Below are 16,833 nucleotides of genomic sequence, written 5' to 3'. Positions count from 1 at the left end.
TTTGCACTATCAATTATTAAAATAATAACATCATGTTGTTTAAATCTTACAACCTTGAAGGTATATCACTAAAAAACAGAATAGTAATGCCACCAATGACACGATCAAGATCTGCTAAGGGAGAAGTGGCTACAACGCTAATGGCAGAATATTATGCTCAAAGGGCAACTGCCGGCCTCATTATTTCTGAAGGCACACAAATAAGCCAACAGGGACAAGGTTATGCCTGGACTCCGGGTATATACACCCCTGAGCAAATTAAAGGATGGAAAAACGTTACAAATGCGGTTCATCAAAAAGAAGGAAAAATATTTGCCCAGCTTTGGCATGTTGGCCGTGTATCGCATACATCTTTACAGGAAAATGGGCAATCGCCCGTTGCACCATCTGCCATAATAGCTCAAGGGGTAAAAGTGTTTTTGGCAAAAGACGGAAAAGAAGCCACATCCGGCGACGGATATATGGAACAACATTCTATGCCAAGGGAGCTTACTATTCCTGAAATTCAGGGCATTATAAAAGATTATGTACAAGCTGCAAAAAATGCCATTGAAGCAGGCTTTGATGGCGTGGAGCTTCATGGTGCCAACGGTTATCTTATTGAACAATTTATAGATTCTCAAACCAATCAACGTACCGATGAATATGGGGGCACATTAGAGAACCGTTTACGCTTTTTAAAAGAAGTTGTTACCGCAGTAGCGGGCGCTATAGGCCCTGATAAAGTGGGTGTACGCCAGGCACCGCTTACTACCTTAATGGGGGCAATGGATGATAACCCCGAAGAAACCTATATAGCCGCCGCCAAAATACTAAACCAAATAGGTATTGCCTACATACATATTGCAGAAGCAGACTGGGACAATGCACCCGTAATGCCTATTGAGTTTAAGGAAGCCTATCGAAATGCATTTAAAGGTACACTAATCTATTCAGGAAAGTATGATGCCGGCAGAGCTGAAGAAGCATTACACGAAGGATGGGCAGACCTGATAGGATTTGGTCGCCCGTTTATAGCCAATCCTGACCTGCCGTATCGTTTACAGAACGGATTGCCCTTTAATACACCCAAAAAAGAGAAGTTTTTTGGTGGTGGCGCCGAAGGGTATACCGATTATCCTTATTACGAATCAGATAAAACAGCATCAGCAGAAAATTAAAGCGATCCATGATATCTGCATTATTAATCCAGATTACCAAAGACTAAAGAAATTTTATAGTGAGATACCATAACCTGAAATCATACGAACTAAACAAACACTAAATAGTAAAACAATATGAACATAGATATTTTTAAACCGTTAATTATCGGCTCTTTACAACTAAAAAACCGAATTGCAATGGCTCCTATGACCCGTGCCAGGAATGCTGATGGCATCCCTAAAGACTTTAATGCCGAATATTATTCGCAAAGGTGTGGTGCCGGGTTGATTATTACCGAAGGTACAGCCATTTCTGAAACATCTAAAGGTGTCTTGCATATACCCGGACTATATACCCCACACCAAGTGGAAGGATGGAAAAAAGTTACTGATGCAGTTCATGAAAAAGGCAGTACCATTTTTACGCAACTGTGGCATGTAGGCAGGGTTTCACATACAACTAATCAGCCTGATGGGGCTGCACCGGTGGGGGCATCTGATATTCAGGCTGAAAATTCGACAGCATGGGGATATGATGAAAACGGAAAAGAAGGTTTTGTACCCTGTTCAAAACCCAGGGCCCTTTCAATAGATGAAATCCACCAGGTAGAAAAGGATTTTACCAACGCTGCCATAAATGCAATAAAAGCGGGTTTTGACGGAGTTGAACTACACGGGGCAAACGGATATCTTATTGAGCAGTTCCTAAATCCGTTTATCAATAACAGAACTGATGAATATGGTGGAAATATTGAAAACCGCAGCCGCTTTTTACTGGAAACAATTGATGCGTGTATAGCCGCTATTGGCCCTGATAAGGTAGCCATCCGCCTCACACCCTACGGTGGCCTGCACGAAGTTCCGCACTATGACGAAATAGAAGCCACTTACCAATATCTGGCAAAGGAACTCGCAAAAAGAAAAATTGCTTTCATTCATATTATGGATCAAAAGTCAAGAGGAAGTTTTGCATTGCCGGAAGGCTTTCCTGAACGTTTCAGAAACTGGTATGATGGTGTTATTATACTTGCCGGTGGAATGGACAGGGTAAAATCTGAAAAGCTAATTAATGACGGGACAATTGATATTGCTGCCTTTGGCGAGCCTTTTATTTCTAATCCCGACCTGGTAGAACGACTAAAAAATAATTGGGAACTTACCCCTCCTAAAAGGGAATTGCATTATAGCCTGTTGATGGAAGGATATACCGACTGGCCAAGCTATGCCCAAAGTAATGCTAAGTCATAATACTTATATCAGAGTATAGATGATAAGAATCTTTTAATAAGCTATAAAATACCGATTGAAATTTTAAAAATGGAAAAATTCACATTACATAACGGAATAACAATTCCTGCATTAGGATACGGAACCTTTAAAACCGAAGAAAATGTTACTGCAAAAGTGGTTAAGGAATCTATTGAAACGGGCTACAGGCATATAGATGCAGCAGCAATTTACGGGAACGAAAAAGCTGTAGGGCAAGGGATAAAAAATAGTGGTATTAACAGGGAAGAGCTTTTTGTAACCGGTAAACTGTGGAATGAGCACCGTGGTTATGAAAATACGCTAAAGGCTTTTCAACAAACGTTAAACGACTTGCAGTTAGAATATCTGGATCTGTATTTAATTCATTGGCCTGCAAATGAAAAGCAGTTTGCCAATTGGAAAGAGCTGAACAACGAAACCTGGCGTGCCCTTGAAAAATTATATGCCGATGGTAAAGTAAAAAGTATTGGGGTTAGTAATTTTTTGCCCCATCATTTGGATAGCCTTTTTGAATTTGCGACAGTAAAACCAATGGTAAACCAAATAGAAATACACCCCGGTTATCAACAACAGGATTTGGTAAAATACAGCCAATCTTTAGGAATGGTTGTTGAAGCCTGGGGGTCGCTGGGGCAATCCCGTTTGCTGGATAACCCAACACTAAAAACAATTGGTGAAAAACATGGCAAATCTGCTGCACAAGTAAGTTTAAGATGGCTGTTACAAAGAAAAATTCTTCCGTTAGCAAAATCCATTACACAAAGCAGGATTCAGGAAAATTTTGAGGTTTCGGATTTTATACTTTCTGAAGAAGATATGGTAGCTATTAAAGCTATACCGCAACAAGGATTTTCGGGGCTAAATCCTGATGAAGTTGATTTTTAAAAAAATAAAGTAAAAAAGGCAGAATGTAAATTTTACATTCTGCCTTTTTTACTTTTTCATGAATGGCGTTTTTGTAGTACCCGGAGATACAGCAGGCACACTATCTCCTCCGGCCCTAAAAAATAACCCTGCTCTATAAACCGATTTCAACGATTCATTTTGCCTGTCTAACGAAAAAAAACACAAAATAATGTTGTTTAACCTGAACTTTACTCTTGAAACAGAGTGATAAAGCGCTCTCTTAAAACTCAATATTATGAAAGCTAAAATTGGAATAACAGAACAAAACACAGAAGCAGTTGCCCAACAATTGGCAAAACTATTAGCAGACGAAACCCTCCTTTACATTAAAACCAGAAATGCTCATTGGAATGTAACCGGAGATAATTTCCATGCCAACCATATTTTTTTCGAAAAACAGTACAAACAATTAGATGAAATAATTGATAGTGTTGCAGAGCGCATTCGGAAAATTGGACATTACGTTCCGGCAACAATGAAAATATACCTGGAGTTAACGCACCTTACGGAATATAGCGAGAGAACCAATGACGGACCTGGCTATATGAAAGATTTGCTAAGCGACCATGAAAGCATTATTGAATTCCTGCGAGGAAAAATCACCCCTTTTGCCGAAGAATATAAAGATTATGGCACAAGCGACTTTATTACCGGATTAATGGAAACCCACGAAGAAATGGCCTGGATGATACGTTCGTACTTTAGTAAGTAAAGAAATAAAACAAGGAATAGTTATATTTGCTTTAACCACAATAAAAACTCCTATGAAAGCCTTAATTGTTGATGATAATGATATTGCCAGAACAACTCTTGCCCATTTAGCAAAACAAGTCCCGAATCTCACAATTGAAAATGAGTTTTGTAATGCGATTGAGGCTTATAACTATTTGCAGTCTAATTCTGTTGATTTGATTTTTCTGGATATTGAAATGCCGGAAATGACAGGAATAGAGCTTACCAAAAATCTTTCCGGAAAAGATACCATCATTATTTTCACAACGTCTAAGAAAGAATATGCACTTGAAGCTTTTGAACTTAACATAGCAGATTATCTCTTAAAACCTGTTGTGCCGGCAAGATTTTTAATGGCTGTTAAAAAAGCCCAAACGATTCTTGAAAGCAGAAAAGAGAATTTGGAGGTTACAAAAGATGAGTTTCTTTTTGTGAGAGATTCTAATATTACAAGGCGTTTGAAGCTTGATGATATTTTTTATGCCGAAGCAATGGGCGACTATGTTAAATTTTATACCAGGGAAAAGATGTTTGCCATACATGGCAAGATGAAAACGGCAGAAGAACGTCTTCCTAAAGATCATTTTATAAGAGTTCATAGATCATACATTGTTTCTGTAGGTAAAATAGATACACTACAGGATGGTGGTATTATGATAAACGGAAAATTTATTCCCATTGCAGACGCCTACCGAAAAGCCCTGAATACAAGAATGAATGTTTTTTAGCGATACAATTTTTGTTTCAGTAAAGTGCCGCTTTGTTAGTTTTAAACAGCATTGTAACTGTAGTTTATTTTGGACAATAACCTCCCGGTTTTTTAAAATCGCGGACTGAAAACATTATTCCGGCATTTAATGAAATCATTTTTTGGGTTCCTTGAAATGAGAAACGTTACGTTGTAAACATACATTTATTTATGAAAAAAATGTCCTCTGAAATGGGAAACAAACGATTTAGCTATTTTATTATTTTAACATTTATTGTGGGGTCTCTTCTATTGATAGCGGTACAAATCAATTCTGCTCAAAATACCCAAGAACTTATCCAAAATAATAATAAATTACTTAATGAGTTACGTTCCAGTAATCATTTACGAGAAATTGACCGGGATATTTTAGGCGTAGAAAGCAGAATCAGGGCTTCTATTGCCACCAATGACACCACTCATCTTGAAGGGATTGATAAAAAAATTACCCAGATAGAAAAATTCCTGGATTCACTTTCTAAAGATAACGCCGATCCTGAAGAAGAACGGCTGATACATAGATTGAGCGTGCTTGCGCTGGAAAAAAAAACAACAAAAGACAAATTATTACTGCGTTACCAGGCAATTGGAAACATGGATGACAATACTTCTATTGCCAACCCAAGGGCCCGAAATATATCAAATGAAATTACTTCTATTACTGCAAAAATCTATAGGAGCAGAAAACTCCATATGGAGGAGCTTAGTAAAGAAACTGTGGCAATGGGGCAAAAGGCAAGGCTATATGATATTTCCTTATTGATTCTTTTAATTTTGAGCGGCTCTATTGTTGGTTATTATATTTTACGCCAGTTTAAACGCCAAAGACTGTTAATACAGGAATTAGATATTGCAGAAAAAAAAGCCTCTGTTGCTGCACAAACCAAAGAAAATTTCTTAGCCAATATGAGCCATGAAATCAGGACACCTTTAAGTGGAATTTTAGGCTTTACCAATCTTTTACAGAAAAGGCCTCTGGATGAAACTTCAAAAGAATTTGTTTCTTCTATCCAGCATTCCGGAGAAAATCTGATGGCTATAATCAATGACATTTTAGACCTCTCAAAAATAGAAGCCGGAATGATGCGGATTACCAAAGGCATATTTAGCATTAGCGGATTAGTAAACTCTGTAGAAACATTTTTTGCAGAACGGGCCAAAGAAAAAGGATTAACCATTTCCAGCAAAATTGATGCTTCAATCCCGGACACCTTAAATGGTGATGCAACAAGACTTACCCAGATCTTGGTTAATCTTATAGGTAATGCTATAAAATTTACTTATCAGGGAAATATAACTATTGAAATTTACAATAAGCAACTAACAGTAAACGAAGTTGTTATAGGGTTCAAAATTTCTGATACAGGTATAGGAATTGATAAAGATAAATTAAACTATATTTTTGAACGGTTTAATCAGGGAGAAGATTCTACAACCCGAAATTATGGCGGAACCGGACTTGGTTTATCAATTGTAAAAAATTTGATTCAGTTACAAAACGGGAATATTGAAGTAACGAGCGAACAAGGAAAAGGCACAACTTTTCATTTTTATATTCCTTATGCAATTGCCGAAGAACAGCTGAACGTGATTCCAAAACCTGACTTGCATTATTTTAAAGATAAATCAAACACTCCGCTTAAAGTTTTAATTGTTGATGACAATGCTATTAATAAAAGCCTCATGAAGCACCTTTTGTCTCAATGGAATATTGATTTTGGTATTGCTTCTAACGGTATTGAAGCAGTAGAATACCTCAGAAATAACAATTGCCACCTGGTATTAATGGATATCCAGATGCCACAAATGGACGGGTATACAGCAACACAAAAAATACGGGAAGAACTGAAACTTACTATACCCATTATTGCAATGACGGCTCATGCTTTAGCAGGAGAACGCGAAAGATGTATGAGCAGTGGAATGAACGAATACCTATCTAAACCGATAAATGAAGATGAATTATTTAAGTTAATCTCCAATTTTGGGTTGAAAGAGTTTGGAAAAAAACCATCAAAAGAAAAAGAAATATCTTTTGCTTATGAATACATAAACCTTGGTTACATGAAATCTGTTAGTAATGGCTCTTTGGATTTTGAAAGAAAGGTAACACAGCAATTTTTAGACATTACCCCCCATCAATTGCAAGAACTTAAACTATGTTATGAAAACAACGATTTTAAACTGGTAAAGCTCAAAGCACACGATTTAAAATCGAGTGTGGCAATAATGGGCTTACTTTCCTTGCTTGAGGAAAAGCTTGATATTTTAGAGCTCACTAACGATGAAAATACAACATCTCAAAAAGCTTTAGAAGAGTTGAAAGATATTTTACTGAAGTCTTTTTTTGAAGCCAAGTTATTTTTAAACTCTATTAGTGATTAAACTACTAAAACAATCAATTTCATTATGGAAAATCAAGGTGCTTCTGTAGTAATTTCACATCATATCCTTGATGGTAAACAACAGGAATATGAACAATGGCTAAATGAAATTGTTCCTTTAACAAAGGCTTCAACAGGTTTTATAGATTGGCAAATTATAAAGCCTGTTCCTAATTTAACCTTTATTTATACTGTAATTATTAGATTTGATACAACTGAGAACCTGAAAAACTGGGTAGAATCTGAAGAGCGTAAAAAATTAATACAAAAGGTTAATCCTTTGTTTAAAAAAACGGATAATTACAAGATAAAATCAGGACTTGGCTTTCTTTTTGAAACCGAAATAAAAGTTCCGGTACGCTGGAAACAGTTTTTAGTTACCTGGTCAGCCATTTATCCTCTATCATTACTAATACCACTATTACTCCTCCCCTTTTTACGATTATTAAACGTTCCTGTAAACCATTATCTTGACGGGCTTTTGATTTCCGGATGCATTGTTTTTCTCATGATTTTTTTAATTATGCCTAATTATACAAAATTGATTGAGAAATGGCTTTTTAAATAAAGCGTTTTAATGAATTATTAAAAACGTTTGCAACACCCCAATACAAATTTTACAGAATTTGTATTGGGGTGTTTTTACTTAAAAACATATTGTGTGCTATCTTATAAAATCTACCCCGCACTTATCTAACGACTGTTCTTGCCTGTTTATCGAATGCCAACTGGTTGTGGTTTGAGTTGATTGTAACTTTACATTATAAAATTAATATAAACAATTAAAATCTAAACCATTATGGAAATTCTACAAACTCCGGAAAACGCATTATCCCATTCAAGTGTAACGGCCATTATTAATGCACCCATTGAAAAAGTTAATATTGCAGACTGGTTATTAAACCTGCCTGATGCCGAATATCAACGGTGTTCAACACAACATATAGGGGCGGCAATTTCTACAACTTTTGATGGCGAACCTGTTTCTTTAAACGTTGAAACAATTGGAGATGCCCTTATGGTTCAGCATTATGTTGCTACAGTTTATCGCCCTGATTATTGTAGAATGTTATCTGTTTCAGATTCAATTACTAAAAACGGAAGGACAAAAGTTCAGGTTTTATGGGAACTGAAAGCCACAAAAATTGATGACAACACTACGTTGTACACCAATGAAATTCATGCAACTGCAACTCCAGAAATGTTTGAATACATGAAAGAACACGGAATTGAACTGGAAAGTGCAGCTGCATCAAGACAAGCCGCTTCTGACGCCCACAACCATGAAGAAACACCCAACTTTGCAAAAAGCATCGAAAACAAGGCACTGACAGGCAAATACAATCAGCCTTTTTAATTCAAAGTAAAATGAGCGTACTATAAAGTACGCTCATTTTACCCTGTATATCTTAACGAGTCATTTTGCCTATTCAACGAATGTGATCTTAAAAAACATTACTTCAAAAGTAACTTTACTATAGAATAAAAAACAAACCAGGATTAACCATCTAAAAAATAACATTATGAAAACAGAGCCACTTAGTTTTAAATACGAATTAGAAAAAAAAGAACCCCGCACTAATGATGGCGGAACCACAAGAGGGGCTTCTGTAAAAGATTTTCCGGCTTCTATAGGTATTGCCGGGGTTTCAATGAGGCTACAGCCCGGAAGTATGAGAGAGTTACACTGGCATGCTAACGCCGCAGAATGGGCTTATGTAATTTCAGGAACGGTTCGCACCACCATTATACATCCGGACGGAAAAAGTTATACCGATAATTTTGAGCCTGGCGATGTATGGTATTTCCCAAAAGGTTATGGGCACTCAATCCAGGCAACAGGAACAGGAGAATGTCATTTTATCCTGATTTTTGATAATGGTAATTTTTCTGAAGACCATACGTTTAGCGTAACAGATTTTGTTTCGAGCGTACCACCGGGAATTGTTGCCCAGAATTTGGGCCTGACACTTGAAGAAGTAGCTGCCTTACCACAAAGAGAAGCTTATTTTGCTGCGGGACTTGTTCCTGATGAATTGTCTTTTAATGCCACAGCCCGACCGCAAGAATCTGATATAGAATTAACTAATCTTCACCGCTACCCATTACATTCTCAACAGCCCAGGATTATTCCGGGGGGCGGCCTGCAAAGACTGGTAACCAGCAAAGAATTTCCTATCAGCAAAACAATGGCAGGCTCAATTTTAGAATTACAACCCGGCGCTTTAAGAGAAATGCACTGGCACCCGAACGCTGATGAATGGCAATATTTTATTTCGGGCCAGGCAGAAATGTCTGTCTTCTTAGCCGAAGGAACAATAGTTACAGAACAGTTTAATGCAGGAGATGTTGGGTATGTGCCAATGGGAGCCGGACACTATATAAAAAACACGGGAAACACGGTTTGTAAAGTTTTGATTGGGTTCAATAGCGGCACTTATGAATCGATTGATATAAGCGAATGGCTGGCCGGAAACCCGAAAGATGTGGTAATAACAAACTTCGGGCTGAGAGAAGGTGAAATTGAAAAATTTCCATCGAAGAAATTGTTCATTCAACCTGAAAAATAAGGGTTTTGAAAGCCGGGAAAGCGCTCCTGTCGCCTCAACAGATTAGAGCGCAGGAGAAATTAGCAATATTATTAGCTTTCATTGCAGGATATACAGATGCAACGGGATTGATACAATGGAAAACCTACGTTTCTTTTATGAGTGGAAACACCACACAATTAGGTGCAGGCTTTTTTAGTGGAAAATCAGAGATAGTCATTACCTCTATAACGGTTATTACAAGTTTTTTAATCGGAGTTTACATTGGCAGCTGTATTACATTATGGAAAAAACGCAAGGCGAAAACCATTGTTTTTTACATCACTTCGGGGATTATGATTCTTTACACTTTTATTAATTATAATCATCAAATTCCGGTAATACCGTCCATAGCTGTTATAGGCTTTGCAATGGGAATGATGAATACAATTGTAACTTCGGTAGGAAACCTGAAAGTGAATACCGATTTTGTAACGGGAACCTTAAACAGCCTTGCCAAAAACATTGCCATATTTACAATGAGTAATGATAAGAATGAAAAAAAGGAATCTAAGGATTATGCAATACACTTACTACTTCTGTGGATAGGATTTGTTTCAGGAGCCTTTACTTCTTCTTTCTTAATCAACTTGTTAGAAAAATGTACTTTGCTTGTGCCTGCAATTTTATTGTTAACTTGTAGTGGATTAATTTCCAATCCAATAACCAAAAAAAATTAAGTATATGTTACAAAAAGGTACCCCTGCCCCTGATTTTACTTTGTTTGCAACGCCCGATCAGGAAATCACTTTATCTGAGTTTAAAGGACAAAATGTTATACTCGCCTTTTATCCGGCAGACTGGAGCCCGGTTTGTAGCGACCAAATGGCTTTATATAATGAGATGCTGAAATTCTTTAAAAAATACAATGCAGAAATCTTTGGAATATCGGTAGACAGTAAATGGTGTCATTTTGCATTTTCACAATCCCGAAATTTACATTTCCCTTTATTGGCAGACTTTGAAGCCAAAGGAGAAACTGCCAAAAAATATGGTGTTTATAACGATAAGGAAGGAGAATGCAAACGGGCCTTATTTGTTATTGATAAAGATGGCATTATTGAATGGAGCTACTTATCGCCAACTGCAGTAAATCCAGGGGCAGACGGAATTTTAGAAGCATTACAAAATCTTAACAACAAATAACTATGTCACTAAAACCAGCAGTTAATAAAAATGACCATGCACAGGGAAATTTAAAATCCGATTTGGTTATTGTAGAATACGGTGATTATCAATGTCCGTATTGCAGAGCGGCTTATCCTGTTTTAAAAGAACTTGGAAGAGAATTTGGAAGCCAGCTAAAATTTGTCTTCAGGAATTTTCCGCTGTCAGAAATGCATCAATATGCAAGAGTAGCTGCAATTGCAACCGAGGCTGCCAATTTACAGGGTAAATTCTGGGAAATGCACGATGCTATTTATGAAAATCAGGAAAACCTGAATGAAAAATTCCTGATCAAACTGGCCAAACAATTAAACCTGAACATTTCTCAGTTTGAGAAAGACTTGCAAAATCCTGAATTGGGGAATAAAGTGGATTCGGATTTTGAAAGCGGCGTTATGAGTGGCGTAAATGGTACGCCTTCCTTTTTTGTGAATGATAAAAAATTTGATGGCAGTGCGAGGGATTTACTACAGATAATCAGGGAAAATGCTACAGAATAAACCATCAATATTTTTTTTAACCAATCAAGGCACAAAATAATTATAAAACAAATTAATCATAATAACTAAAAATTTAAACCAATGAGCACATTAACATTAAAAGACGGAACAGAAATTTTTTACAAAGACCAGGGAAAAGGACCGGTATTAATGTTTCACCACGGGTGGCCTTTATCATCAGATGATTGGGATGCACAGGTAATTTTCTTCCTCCAGAAAGGCTATAGGGTAGTTACGCATGACAGAAGAGGCCATGGCCGTTCCAGCCAGGATATTTATAACCACACCATTGAGCAGTATGCCTCTGATGCAGCAGAATTGGTAGATTATCTTGGATTAACAGATGTTATACATATTGGCCACTCAACCGGAGGTGGCGAAGTTATTCGTTACGTTAATAAATATGCCAATGGAAGGGCAAAAAAAGCAGTATTAATTAGTGCAGTTCCACCGGTAATGGTTAAAAGCGAAAGTAATCCTGATGGTGTTCCAATGGAAGTGTTTGATAATATCAGGGAGCAGACTTTAAACAACAGAAACCAATTTTATATTGATTTGACTTTCCCTTTCTACGGCTACAACAAAGAAGGTGCCAAGGTAAAAGAAGGTATCCAGAGAAACTGGTGGAGACAGGGCATGATGGGCGGGATTGTTGCCCATTATGACGGAATAAAAGCTTTTTCTGAAACTGATTTTACCGAAGATTTGAAAGCCGTTGATATTCCGGTTTTGGTTCTTCACGGTGAAGATGACCAGATTGTACCCATTGAAAACTCAGCCTTAAAATCTGCAAAACTTTTGAAAAACGAAAAGCTAATCACCTATCCCGGTTTCCCTCACGGAATGCCAACTACAGAGCACGAAACAATTAATAAAGACCTTCTGGAGTTTATCCAATCCTGATTCACAGCCAAAAAACACATGAGACACTAATAATCATTGTTTTATTTTGCAAAACACCGTATTCTACAGAAAGGCAAATAACGCCACCGAAAGATAGTGGCGTTATTTTTTTATGTTTAACCCTATTACATCCTGTTTGTTTCCTCATCCAGCGATGTTGATTTTACCTCCTTGTTTTTGCCTGAACCAAAATAATAGGTAACCTGTACAAAAAAGCGGCGGGTTTCCCAGCGGTTGGTCCAGTCTGTAGATACATTGTTTACCTGCGTGGTATGGTTGTACAGGCTTTTCCTTAATATGTTGGAGCATCCGGCGGCAACCACCAGTTTTTTATCCAGCAGGGGCTTTTTACCCGAAAGGCTCACATCATAGGTAGCTTTAGAAAAACCATTTGGCGTGGTAGAGCGCCCGCTGTAAAAACCGTTCATGGTCAGTTTCCAGTCGCCTTTTAGCTCAACCCCCTGGTACAGGTTAACATCGTAGCCAAAACCGCTGCCGTTATAGGCAAAGTTTTCAATATCTGATTTTTCAGTGCTCAGGTATGCGTCTGCGCTTAGCTGCACCGTCCACCACTTTACAGGCTGGTAAGGTACCGAAGCCGAAAACCCAAACCGGCTGCCGTTTGCCGCGTTGGCACTGTAGGTTATGTTATAATTTTCGCCATGGCGGTAGTCTATAACCTGTGTAAAGCCGTCTTTGTACAAATACCCGTAAAGGCCCAGGCTAAGCATGCTTTTATAAATGTAGTTAAGCTGAAAGCTGTTGTAATACTGCGGCCTTAGCGCAGGGTTGCCGGTTTGCAGCGTGTAGGCATCCATATACTGGTAGTATGGGTTTAGCGATAAATAATCAGGCCTGCCTATGCGCCTGCTGTAGCTAAACTGGTACTGGTTATTTTCGTGCCTGTAGCCAAATGAAAACGACGGGAACAGGTTGGTATATTCGCCCTTATTTACCTGTGCGTTTAATGGCGATGCTGCTGTAAACCTGTAGTACTCTGCCCTAAGCCCTGCCTGAAGGTTCCAACGGCCAAATTCTGCCGATGCCTGTGCATAACCGCTTGCCAGCTTTTCATCATATTTAAAATCGTTAACCAGCAGGCTGTCCGGTATAAACAACAGTTCGGTATTGTTGGCTTCATAGCGGTTGTAGTAGTCCATTTTTACATAGGCATACTTGGCGCCGGCCTCAAGGTTTATGTTTTGGGCAAGCTTGTGGTTAAAATCGGCCTGTACGTTGGCAATGGTGTATGCCGTTTTATTTTCGCCATCCAGGTTCAGGTTATCCCCACCGGCATACTCATTACGCTGAAAACCGTTGCGCTCTGTGCTGTAGTGTGCAAAATTTGCCTGCAGGTCAAGCTTGGTGGTAAGGCTGTCTGATGTAAAATTGTAAAAAAGGTTACCGGCAACACGGCTCTCGGGTGCTTTAAAGCGCTGGCTCAGATTTACCCTGTTTTGCGGTATGCCGTTAAGGTACTCATTGGTATAGCCGTTAGTGGTTTCGGTACTGCTGTCTTTATAATATTGCCATTCGGTACTCATAACCTGGTTTTTGCCCAGCCTGCGCTCTACGGCTGCATTAAAACCACCCGATTTTGTTACCGGCAGCCAGGTGTTGTACTGGTCAATAACCCTTTGGCCTTCTTCGGCAGCTATGGTTTGCTTTATGTGCCTGTGGTTAACCGACTGGCCGTTGTAGTATGAGCCGTTTGCTGTAACCGTCCACAGCGAATCGTTATAAAACAGCCTTCCCCCCTGCTGGCTTTTAAAATATTCGCCATAATAGGCCGCGGTGTTTATACTGCCCGATAGCCCTGCCTTACGGCTCTTTTTCAGTACAATGTTTATTATACCGGCCGTTCCCGCTGCATCATATCGGGCCGATGGTTGTGCTATAATTTCAATAGACTCTATATCGCTGCCTTTTAAAGACCGTATGTATTCGCGTAGGGCATCGCCGGTTAGCAGGCTTTTCTTGCCGTTAATCATTATTTGCAGGTCGGTACTGCCCCTGTACACCAGGTTTTCGTCTTTATCAAGGCGCATACCCGGTACCAGGCGTATGGTTTCAAGCCCGTTATTGCCGTTGCCTATACCGGCTGCCTCAACATTAAGTATGGTTTTATCGCCTTTCATGGTCATGGCCTTCTGGCGCACGTCTATTACCACCTCATTAAGCTGCTCCTGCTGCGGAATAAGGGTTACATTCAGTTCTGCCGGCAGGTTGGCACTGCTTATTTCCTGTGTATAGGTGGTAAAGCCAAAGTAGCTCACGGTAAAGGTTCCACTTGTAAATGTGGGCGGAATGGTTAGTGCATAGTTGCCCGCATCATCGGTTTCGGTATAGGCTATGGTGGTATCTGCATTAGTAATATATACAGAAGCAAAAGAAACGACCGAGGCATCCTGTTCTTTTACCACACCTGTAATAGCCTGTGCCAGCACCGGTAACGCAGTAAAAAGCAGTAACGTAATAAGCAGTAATTTTTTCATTGTTGTATTGATTTTATGCTGCAATAGTACGCCGCCTGTTTAAGGGCAAATGGCATTTGGTACCAACCTGCCGGTTTGTAAAACAAAACCGCTGTGACAGGTTATTTTGGGGTTTGTTGTGGTAAAAACGGTATTTGTCCTGTATTTTTGCCTGTTTAAACAATACCGCTGCACACGTTTGGCATAAGCGCTACCTTAGCACTATGAGCAAGAAAAAAGAAATACTGTACCACCTTATATTCTGGTTCCTGTTTGTGGGGCTCGACCAGCTTTTAAAGAGCATAACCGTTTATAACGATTTAGATTCAACATGGAGCATTTTGCAAAATATAGGTTTCCTATTGCTGGAACTCCTTATTTTTTACCTCAACTACCTGTTTATCTGCCCAAAAACAATCCCCAATAAAAAATGGAGTTTGCTAATAATTGCGCAATTTGGGCTTATAATAGTGTTCCCCGCCATACGCTTTGTGTATGAAGAGGTACTACTCTTTAAACTAACGGGCTATCATAATTATGATGTGCGCGACCTTAACCCGTTGTATTATATATATGATAACTCCTATTTTTCTATAAGGGTACTGCTGTTTAGCCTTGTGGGTTATTTTATGAAACACCTGTGGAATACCAACTCACAGCTTAACCGGCTTACCATAGAGAAAAAACAAGCCGAGTTACAGGCCCTCAAAAACCAGCTGAGCCCGCACTTTTTGTTTAATTCGCTCAACGGTTTTTATTCTGATTTGTATGATACAAACCCCGGGGTGGCGGCTGATATCCTGAAACTATCTGAAATGCTGCGCTATGTTACTTATGAAAGCGAGAACGATATGGTGCTGCTAAAGGACGAAATGGTGTTCCTGCAAAATTATATCGACCTTTTTAAAAGGCGTTTTGACGGCAAGGTGGCCGTAACCTTTACATACCCTCATGACGCGGGCACACACAAAATACCATCGCTGTTGCTGATACATTTCCTTGAAAATGCCTTTAAGCACGGCATTACCGATGATTTTGACAATCCTGTTGTTATAACCCTCAAAACACAGGCAGGAAGGCTTATCTTTACTGCAACCAACAAATACCGCGTTACCCAAAGCTATGATGAGCACGGCATTGGCAATAAAAACATAAGCCAGAGGCTGCACATTATGTACCCTGAAAACCACAGCCTTGATATAGAGCAGGATGCCCGGTATTATAACGTATCACTTACCCTACCGCTAAGCTAATGAGCAACACCATAACCTGCATAATAGTAGATGACGAACCGCCTGCAATACGCCTGCTGCAAAAATATACTGAGCAGTTGCAGGGCATAGAATGCGTGGCTACCTGTACCCGTGCGGTAGAGGCCCTTGCGCTTATAGAGCAGCATAAGCCCGATGTGGTGTTCCTGGACATACAAATGCCCGACCTTACAGGTATTCAGCTTTCGGCAATTATTAAAGACAAGGTAAAAATTGTATTTACCACCGCCTACCCCCAGTTTGCCATAGAGGGCTTTGAAATGAATGCGGTAGATTACCTGCTAAAGCCCATACCCTTTAACCGTTTTATTGCAGCCGTAGAAAAAGTGCGCAAGCAAAATACAGAGCCCGCTGCTGTAAAGCTGCCTGCCGATACCATTACCGATGAGTACTTTTTTGTAAAAACCGACGGCAAAAACCGCTACCAGCGCATAGAAATTAAAGACATACACTACATAGAAAGCATTAAGAACTATATAGTGCTGCACACCTCAACCGAACAGGTGGTAACCTACAACACCCTGAAATACTTTGAAGAAAACCTGCCCGGCAGCCTGTTTATAAAAATACACAAGTCGTTTATTGCCGCCATTGGCAAAATTGAAAAGACTGATAATAACGAAGTGTGGATTAGCGGCAAGTGCCTGCCCCTGGGCGATACCTACAGGAATGAGTTTTTCAGCAGGATAGAAAAATTCAGGATTTAAGGGGTACAAAACAAATTCCTGCTAAAGAAACTGCCAACCAAC

At 39.2% G+C, this 16,833-nt stretch carries 16 protein-coding genes; 15 read left to right on the top strand and 1 reads right to left on the bottom strand.

Features of this window, described 5'->3' with window-relative positions; all coding sequences use genetic code 11:
- Nucleotides 1-32: 32 nt before the first annotated feature.
- From AM279_RS00940 to AM279_RS00880, 13 genes are all read left to right on the top strand, one after another.
- Complete coding sequence (locus tag AM279_RS00940; RefSeq protein WP_054405806.1) at nucleotides 33-1,160, top strand: alkene reductase; 1,128 nt, start codon at nucleotides 33-35, stop codon at nucleotides 1,158-1,160.
- Between the two features lie 117 nt (nucleotides 1,161-1,277).
- Nucleotides 1,278-2,390 carry an alkene reductase gene (locus AM279_RS00935; protein ID WP_054405805.1) on the top strand — a complete coding sequence of 371 codons (1,113 nt, stop codon included), beginning with the start codon at nucleotides 1,278-1,280 and terminating at the stop codon, nucleotides 2,388-2,390.
- Between the two features lie 69 nt (nucleotides 2,391-2,459).
- Nucleotides 2,460-3,296, top strand: coding sequence for an aldo/keto reductase (locus tag AM279_RS00930; RefSeq protein WP_054405804.1), 837 nt, complete (start codon nucleotides 2,460-2,462; stop codon nucleotides 3,294-3,296).
- A gap of 256 nt (nucleotides 3,297-3,552) precedes the next feature.
- A complete protein-coding gene (locus tag AM279_RS00925) occupies nucleotides 3,553-4,029 on the top strand; it encodes a Dps family protein (protein WP_054405803.1) in 477 nt (158 codons plus the stop codon).
- Between the two features lie 52 nt (nucleotides 4,030-4,081).
- On the top strand, nucleotides 4,082-4,777 hold the full coding sequence (locus AM279_RS00920) for a LytR/AlgR family response regulator transcription factor (protein WP_054405802.1): 696 nt from the start codon (nucleotides 4,082-4,084) through the stop codon (nucleotides 4,775-4,777).
- 191 nt (nucleotides 4,778-4,968) lie between these two features.
- Complete coding sequence (locus tag AM279_RS00915; RefSeq protein WP_054405801.1) at nucleotides 4,969-7,182, top strand: ATP-binding protein; 2,214 nt, start codon at nucleotides 4,969-4,971, stop codon at nucleotides 7,180-7,182.
- A gap of 24 nt (nucleotides 7,183-7,206) precedes the next feature.
- Nucleotides 7,207-7,749, top strand: coding sequence for an antibiotic biosynthesis monooxygenase (locus AM279_RS00910; protein WP_054405800.1), 543 nt, complete (start codon nucleotides 7,207-7,209; stop codon nucleotides 7,747-7,749).
- Between the two features lie 231 nt (nucleotides 7,750-7,980).
- Nucleotides 7,981-8,538 carry a hypothetical protein gene (locus tag AM279_RS00905; protein ID WP_054405799.1) on the top strand — a complete coding sequence of 186 codons (558 nt, stop codon included), beginning with the start codon at nucleotides 7,981-7,983 and terminating at the stop codon, nucleotides 8,536-8,538.
- Nucleotides 8,539-8,704: 166 nt separating this feature from the next.
- Nucleotides 8,705-9,751 (top strand): cupin domain-containing protein, encoded by a 1,047-nt coding sequence (locus tag AM279_RS00900; protein WP_054405798.1) that lies wholly within the window; start codon nucleotides 8,705-8,707, stop codon nucleotides 9,749-9,751.
- A 5-nt stretch (nucleotides 9,752-9,756) separates the two neighbouring features.
- On the top strand, nucleotides 9,757-10,449 hold the full coding sequence (locus tag AM279_RS00895; protein ID WP_054405797.1) for a YoaK family protein: 693 nt from the start codon (nucleotides 9,757-9,759) through the stop codon (nucleotides 10,447-10,449).
- Between the two features lie 4 nt (nucleotides 10,450-10,453).
- Nucleotides 10,454-10,915: a redoxin domain-containing protein gene (locus AM279_RS00890; RefSeq protein ID WP_054405796.1), complete on the top strand. Its 462-nt coding sequence runs from the start codon at nucleotides 10,454-10,456 to the stop codon at nucleotides 10,913-10,915.
- Between the two features lie 2 nt (nucleotides 10,916-10,917).
- Entirely contained in the window at nucleotides 10,918-11,436 is a 519-nt protein-coding gene (locus AM279_RS00885; protein ID WP_054405795.1) for a DsbA family protein, read from the top strand.
- An 81-nt stretch (nucleotides 11,437-11,517) separates the two neighbouring features.
- On the top strand, nucleotides 11,518-12,339 hold the full coding sequence (locus AM279_RS00880; RefSeq protein ID WP_054405794.1) for an alpha/beta fold hydrolase: 822 nt from the start codon (nucleotides 11,518-11,520) through the stop codon (nucleotides 12,337-12,339).
- 125 nt (nucleotides 12,340-12,464) lie between these two features.
- Here AM279_RS00880 and AM279_RS00875 read toward each other — a convergent pair whose 3' ends face one another.
- On the bottom strand, nucleotides 12,465-14,834 hold the full coding sequence (locus tag AM279_RS00875; protein ID WP_054405793.1) for an outer membrane beta-barrel family protein: 2,370 nt from the start codon (nucleotides 14,832-14,834) through the stop codon (nucleotides 12,465-12,467).
- A 203-nt stretch (nucleotides 14,835-15,037) separates the two neighbouring features.
- Here AM279_RS00875 and AM279_RS00870 point away from each other — a divergent pair, with 203 nt between their 5' ends.
- Complete coding sequence (locus tag AM279_RS00870) at nucleotides 15,038-16,066, top strand: sensor histidine kinase (RefSeq protein ID WP_054405792.1); 1,029 nt, start codon at nucleotides 15,038-15,040, stop codon at nucleotides 16,064-16,066.
- Complete coding sequence (locus tag AM279_RS00865; protein WP_054405791.1) at nucleotides 16,066-16,791, top strand: LytR/AlgR family response regulator transcription factor; 726 nt, start codon at nucleotides 16,066-16,068, stop codon at nucleotides 16,789-16,791. The genes AM279_RS00870 and AM279_RS00865 overlap by 1 nt, the downstream gene beginning before the upstream one ends.
- The last annotated feature ends 42 nt before the right edge of the window (nucleotides 16,792-16,833 follow it).

The organism is Flavobacterium akiainvivens (assembly GCF_001278115.1).
Lineage (GTDB): Bacteria > Bacteroidota > Bacteroidia > Flavobacteriales > Flavobacteriaceae > Flavobacterium > Flavobacterium akiainvivens.
Note: the sequence above shows the minus strand (reverse complement) of the source record. Positions and strands in the feature narration are given on the sequence as shown.

Bases quoted from the DNA above. Each gene is read 5' to 3' on its own strand.
- AM279_RS00890 (WP_054405796.1), top strand. From the start codon at position 10,454: ATGTTACAAAAAGGTACCCCTGCCCCTGATTTTACTTTGTTTGCAACG.
- AM279_RS00885 (WP_054405795.1), top strand. From the start codon at position 10,918: ATGTCACTAAAACCAGCAGTTAATAAAAATGACCATGCACAGGGAAAT.
- AM279_RS00915 (WP_054405801.1), top strand. From the start codon at position 4,969: ATGAAAAAAATGTCCTCTGAAATGGGAAACAAACGATTTAGCTATTTT.
- AM279_RS00910 (WP_054405800.1), top strand. From the start codon at position 7,207: ATGGAAAATCAAGGTGCTTCTGTAGTAATTTCACATCATATCCTTGAT.
- AM279_RS00930 (WP_054405804.1), top strand. From the start codon at position 2,460: ATGGAAAAATTCACATTACATAACGGAATAACAATTCCTGCATTAGGA.
- AM279_RS00905 (WP_054405799.1), top strand. From the start codon at position 7,981: ATGGAAATTCTACAAACTCCGGAAAACGCATTATCCCATTCAAGTGTA.
- AM279_RS00880 (WP_054405794.1), top strand. From the start codon at position 11,518: ATGAGCACATTAACATTAAAAGACGGAACAGAAATTTTTTACAAAGAC.
- AM279_RS00865 (WP_054405791.1), top strand. From the start codon at position 16,066: ATGAGCAACACCATAACCTGCATAATAGTAGATGACGAACCGCCTGCA.
- AM279_RS00925 (WP_054405803.1), top strand. From the start codon at position 3,553: ATGAAAGCTAAAATTGGAATAACAGAACAAAACACAGAAGCAGTTGCC.
- AM279_RS00935 (WP_054405805.1), top strand. From the start codon at position 1,278: ATGAACATAGATATTTTTAAACCGTTAATTATCGGCTCTTTACAACTA.
- AM279_RS00920 (WP_054405802.1), top strand. From the start codon at position 4,082: ATGAAAGCCTTAATTGTTGATGATAATGATATTGCCAGAACAACTCTT.
- AM279_RS00940 (WP_054405806.1), top strand. From the start codon at position 33: ATGTTGTTTAAATCTTACAACCTTGAAGGTATATCACTAAAAAACAGA.
- AM279_RS00870 (WP_054405792.1), top strand. From the start codon at position 15,038: ATGAGCAAGAAAAAAGAAATACTGTACCACCTTATATTCTGGTTCCTG.
- AM279_RS00900 (WP_054405798.1), top strand. From the start codon at position 8,705: ATGAAAACAGAGCCACTTAGTTTTAAATACGAATTAGAAAAAAAAGAA.
- AM279_RS00875 (WP_054405793.1), bottom strand. From the start codon at position 14,834: ATGAAAAAATTACTGCTTATTACGTTACTGCTTTTTACTGCGTTACCG.